This window comes from Rhodococcus sp. NPDC059968 (assembly GCF_042738615.1).
In the GTDB taxonomy this organism is placed as follows: Bacteria; Actinomycetota; Actinomycetes; order Mycobacteriales; family Mycobacteriaceae; genus Rhodococcus_F.
In genome coordinates this window covers 1-2,560 of sequence record NZ_JBHWUE010000240.1, presented here as the reverse complement: position 1 = coordinate 2,560, position 2,560 = coordinate 1, and the positions used below count along the sequence as shown (strand labels likewise).

General features: G+C 62.6%; 3 protein-coding genes and 1 pseudogene. 3 read left to right on the top strand and 1 reads right to left on the bottom strand.

Annotated elements, in window-relative coordinates; translation table 11 throughout:
• Positions 1-231: 231 nt before the first annotated feature.
• The 3 genes and pseudogenes from ACFWAY_RS53445 to arr form a co-directional block, all read left to right on the top strand.
• Positions 232-649, top strand: a pseudogene (locus ACFWAY_RS53445) (transposase); the annotation flags it as partial.
• Positions 650-726: 77 nt separating this feature from the next.
• Positions 727-1,254, top strand: coding sequence for a VWA domain-containing protein (locus tag ACFWAY_RS53440; RefSeq protein ID WP_378516498.1), 528 nt, complete (start codon positions 727-729; stop codon positions 1,252-1,254).
• A gap of 218 nt (positions 1,255-1,472) precedes the next feature.
• On the top strand, positions 1,473-1,907 hold the full coding sequence (gene arr, locus ACFWAY_RS53435) for an NAD(+)--rifampin ADP-ribosyltransferase (protein ID WP_378516497.1): 435 nt from the start codon (positions 1,473-1,475) through the stop codon (positions 1,905-1,907).
• Between the two features lie 470 nt (positions 1,908-2,377).
• On the opposite strand, the gene ACFWAY_RS53430 is transcribed toward arr, so the two are convergent.
• On the bottom strand, positions 2,378-2,560 hold a 183-nt coding region (locus ACFWAY_RS53430; RefSeq protein WP_378516496.1), incomplete at its 5' end, for a L,D-transpeptidase.

Genomic DNA, 2,560 nt, shown 5'->3' with positions numbered 1-2,560 from the left:
CGGGCAATGGATCCTGGACGGCGTGGCGCCACGGCAGACCGCGTGGGACCTCGTCGCGGCCAACCGCAGCGCGCCGGCTCCGGCCGATCCTCTGGAAGTACCGGCGCTCACCATCTCGTGAACGGTCGGCGATCAGCGAGAGAACCGGGCCGCCGGTTACGGGCCTGTGAGAAGAACGGTTGATCCGGATCTGGCCGACACGCCGAGCTAGCTTGACGAGAAGGCAAGACCATGACGGAAACACTCGATCCTATGGACCAGTCGAAGATCGATCACCCGGAATTGGCGCAGCAACTGATCGCGAGGCCAAAGCCGAAGGTGTGGAGCTGGTCGGACCGAACGGGCTGCTCAACCAACTCACGGAAGCGGGGATGGATGAGCATCTCGGCTACGAAGAATTTGAGGTAGCGGGCCGCAACAGCGGGAACTTCCGCAACGGCCGACGAACGAAGACGGTGCTCACGGAGATCGGCCCCGGTCGACATCCAGGTCCCGCGTGACACCGATGCAAAAGCCTGACCACCGGGGAAATCGCCGCCCACTTCGACGACGTCTACGGCGCGACGGTCTCGAATGAGACGATCGGCAAATTACCGACAAGGTCCTCGCCGAGATGGCCGAATGGTCCGCCCGGCCGCTCGACTCGGTGGGGCAACGGTGTGCGGCCGGTCCCCGGTGAGGCCATGCTTTCGTTGGTCAAGCGGGAGAAGCTGAACCTGCAGAAACGTGCGGTCGCGAAAGTCCTTCTGCAGGAAGGGCGTCTCCAACCCGGTCGGCCGCGTCGTCCTGATCATGGGGGAGGTCAAACGCATCATCGAGCGGATGGTGTCGGTCGCGACCCAGCTCGATTCCGACGGAAACCTCGAGGCCTACGCCTATGCCGAGCGATTCGTGACGCTGCCGGACGTCACCGTTGCCGACGCCGACACCTGGGTGAACACATATGTCCACCTTCATGGCCGGCACAGCAACATCGATTTCGATGCGATCGGTGGAACCAACAACGAGGTCCCGATGATGGAAGAGATCATCGGGACCTCGACAAAGGCACCGCGGTCCCGACATTGGTGCTTTTCTCACCAGCTTCGGGTCCTCGAGAAACTCGACAACCTGACCGGCCGACTCGTCGACAATGCCGCGTTCTTCGCGGTCGAGAACGTCGACAGGCTCAGCGACGCGGCCCTGTACGAGCTGCTCCTCGGTGAGTACCCGGACTGGTTGCGCGCGGCACGGAAAGCCAGCGTTCTCAGGTGAATCAAAGACTACCGAGAGCGCCGTGCAGGTACCGTTGACGTCTCTATCGCCGCTGAAGTGTTGATCGTCGTGGGTGCATTGTCGAGCAAGTCGATTTCGTCGACGACTACGGCAGGAATCTCCCGTTATGTGTTCTCCCCTTCTCACCATATGGCAGATAGAGGGGCTTGCGGCAAGGCCCCCGACCTGCTGCACAATCTTCCGACCAACTACAACGGATGGGGTGGGTTGTCGTGTCGAAACCTTTTGAAGTGCACGAGTCGGGTGCGTTCCTTCACGGCACCAAGGCGGACCTTGCGGTGGGTGATGTGCTGGTGCCGGGGCACCTGTCGAACTACGGCGAAGGGAGACTCTCGAACCATGTCTATGTGACGCAAACATTGGATGCCGCAGTGTGGGGAGCTGAGCTGGCTGTCGGCGAGGGTCGGCGTCGCATCTACATCGTGGAACCGGAAGGTGCATTGGAGGACGACCCGAACGTGACGGACAAGAAGTTTCCCGGTAATCCGACCCGCTCTTTCCGCACAAGGGAGCCGGTGATGGTAGTCGGCGAGATCACGGACTGGGTGGGGCATTCACCCGAACAGCTTCACGCCATGCGGGACGGTTTGGCGGACCTCGAGCGCCGGGGACTTGCCGTTATCTACGACTAGATTCCGGACGCGCGGGTGATTAGTGGACCGATCAGGTGGTGGCTAGGCAGGCATCTCCACCGTGGAACTTGCTGATCAGATCAGCGCACCTCGCTGGCTGCGCTGAGTTGAACAGGTCCGCCGGGTCACCGTCAGACCACCCAGGGGTGGGCGCGAAACACGTTGTCGTCCGCAGGTTTCTGGTCCGGGGGCTGGAACTGGTCAACGAGTCCGCCCACTTCGAGCCGAACGCGTAGGTCACGTTCACCGGTGCGTCCGGACCGAGCCGCTTCGATGCGTCCTACCTGACAGAGGAGACCGCCGAGGGGGCCCGGCTGGGCTGACGTATGCGGATGGAGCAGAAGGGGCTGTTCGCCCTCGGTGACCGGGTGGTTCGCGAGCCTGCGGCGGGACTTCGCCGCCGACCTGAGAGATACCTCGAGGCATTGCTCGAGACGCGTGCTATGTATGGCCGCGATCCTGTGGTCAGGTCAAAGGGCGCTGCCGGCCTGCCATTGTTCCCACGGGACGGACCAGTCGCCGTTCTGCCACAGTTCGAGGGGAGCGCCGCCGGTATTTCGGACCTCGACGATGTCGCCAGGCTGGGAGAAGTCGTAGAACCAGCGGGCGTTGTCGGGGCTGAGGTTCAGGCAGCCGTGTGAGACGTTGGTGTT